The 2,363-nt window shown below is 56.6% G+C and carries 2 protein-coding genes; one reads left to right on the top strand and one right to left on the bottom strand.

Features of this window, described 5'->3' with window-relative positions:
* Nucleotides 1-68: 68 nt before the first annotated feature.
* Nucleotides 69-671, bottom strand: a complete 603-nt coding sequence (locus AC1D06_RS42440) for a hypothetical protein (protein WP_477991558.1) — start codon at nucleotides 669-671, stop codon at nucleotides 69-71.
* A gap of 294 nt (nucleotides 672-965) precedes the next feature.
* Here AC1D06_RS42440 and AC1D06_RS42445 point away from each other — a divergent pair, with 294 nt between their 5' ends.
* Nucleotides 966-1,871 (top strand): M10 family metallopeptidase C-terminal domain-containing protein, encoded by a 906-nt coding sequence (locus tag AC1D06_RS42445; protein WP_477991560.1) that lies wholly within the window; start codon nucleotides 966-968, stop codon nucleotides 1,869-1,871.
* The last annotated feature ends 492 nt before the right edge of the window (nucleotides 1,872-2,363 follow it).

Here is a 2,363-nt window from a genome sequence, read left to right on the forward strand (position 1 = left end):
GCCGAGGAGATAGGCGACCAGCAACTGTCAAAATCAGGCGTCTGACATCGTTTCCGAAGACAGTGCGATCAGGACTTCGCTTCCTCGAGAAAGACGCTGCGGCTGATCTCCGCATCGTGCTCGATTGCGATTTTCCGTGCTTGCCGAATTGTGATGCGCTTGCCGTCCATCCTGTCTTCGAACGCGGTTCGGCGTTTGTCATGCGGGCCGGAGAAACGGCAATGGGTGATTCCGGCCTCTGTCATGCGCCGAAGATTATGCAGGTGATTGGCCCGGCTCATGGCGACAGCGATGGCAAATTCGAGCCCCTCGATCGATTTTCCCACATCGTTCGGCGCCACGTAACCAAGATACTGCTCGCTGATCTTGAGCCGGGCAGGCAGACCAAGGTCTTTCAGGCGAGCGGACGGAAGCAGATGGCCGGTCGACACGATCGACTCGACCATGCTCAGATAGCCCTTGCCGCCGGTCGCCATTGTTGCAAGACGCCCGGAGAGTGCCTCGACGTGATCTTCCCGGATCAGGCCATACCGTCGAAGCTGGAAAGCAAAATCGTCGGCCACGGGATAGAGGTCATGCAATTCAGAGCCTGAACCCTCGCCAGGATCATCATCCTTGGTCGCAACACCGGACTGCCTCCGCCCCGAAATCAGCCATTCGAGAATACTCATTGCGTCCCCCTCCTGCCTGCGCGACACGATCGACAAGAGCGATTGCCGTCAAACCGTCAGACGATGCCGATCCCCTCCGATACCTGCACCTCTTGTCGTCAACCCGCCTTCTTCTTGACCATGATTGGCAGCCCGGAAAGAAGATACAAGTAACCGACCGAAAATCCGGCAAAAATTCTTGAGTTCGAGGAAAGTTCCTCGTTGTAATGCTTGAGAGAAAACCACAACGCGGGAACGTTGTCCAGTCTACAACCAGTTTAACCTTAATAGTGATCGGCGCAAATCTGCGACAAAATGCAGCACGCAACTCCGGTCGACCCGGTTTTAAAAACAAACTATGCAACCTTGTCGCGTTCTGCCGAGGGGGGCACCATGACGTATTCTGTTATTATCGAAGCCGAATATACGACTGACTTCAACGCGCGACTTCTTTTTCCGGAAACCCTGAACCGCAAGCCCTCCGGCTCTTCACTTGGCAGCTACGACAAAGCAACGCAAACCTATGGTTCCGGATATATCAGCTATAATGAAAATGGCCGGGAATATCATATCGAGGTCTGGGGAAATCTGACCAAGACGGGCCACAATGACATCACCGGAGATGTCCGCTACGCCGAAGTCCAGGAGATGATCAACGGCAAGCTGGTGACCATCGGCGATATGTATGTGGGCAATAGCGAAGCTCCAGGAAGTGTCTATGTCCATATCCCGTCATTGGCTTCACTGACCCCAGACAGCCTCTTTGCGCAGGTTGAGAAATTGGGAGCAGCTCAGTTGGACCTTTACGGGAGAGCGGGCAATGACAAACTCTACGGAAACGCGTCCGGAAATGTTTTCAACGGCGGTTCCGGCAACGACGTATTGACGGGTTATGCGGGTAAAGACCAGTTCGTTTTCGAGGCGACCGGCAAGGACAATGCCGACCATATAACCGACTTCACGCATGGCCAGGACAAGATCATCATCGGGTTGACGTTCAACGGCCCGTTCGGGGATATCACCGGAAACAGCCACCTCAAGGAAATCTTCCACGACATAACAAACTCGGCGGAAGACAAGAACGACCGCATTCTCTACAATTCACACACCGGCACCCTGTCTTTCGACGACGACGGCAGCGGCGCGGACAAGGCGGTGGTCTTTGCCCATCTCGACAATCATGCGAAACTTGATTTCCATGACTTCGAGATCTGGTCCTAGCCGAGCTCGTCTCCAACGTCACTGCCGCATCCTTCCCTGAAAGCACCGGCCTGCCAAAAGCGGCGCTATCAGATGTGGCCCCCCCCTCCGTCCTCCTGAGCTTTTGTCGAAGGCGGGCATCTCCGCCACAAGGGCCGGGCTATCGCATATTAAAAAGACCCTCTCTGGCCTGCCGGCCATCTCCCCCACAAGGGGGGAGAAGACTCGCGGCACTCTCCTTGTCTCAATCGGGGCTCGGCGGTGAGGCTGGGTTAGTCCCTCCCCCTTGTGGGAGCCCACAAGGGGGAGGCTATCGCATATGCCGCAAAGGCTCTCCCCACCTTTCGGGGTCGAGCCGCCGGTCTCGACCCGTCCTTCGAACCCACACAAGGGGGAGGGACTTAACCCGCGGCACCGTAGGCGCCTCGACTGAGGCAAGGAGCGCGCCGCGGGTCTTCTCCCCCCTTGTGGGGGAGATGGCCGGCAGGCCAGAGAGGGTGTCCCAAGCTCTGC

The sequence above is a fragment of the Rhizobium sp. P2_G2 genome (assembly GCF_056403555.1).

Bases quoted from the DNA above. Each gene is read 5' to 3' on its own strand.
- AC1D06_RS42440 (WP_477991558.1), bottom strand. From the start codon at position 671: ATGAGTATTCTCGAATGGCTGATTTCGGGGCGGAGGCAGTCCGGTGTT.
- AC1D06_RS42445 (WP_477991560.1), top strand. From the start codon at position 966: ATGCAGCACGCAACTCCGGTCGACCCGGTTTTAAAAACAAACTATGCA.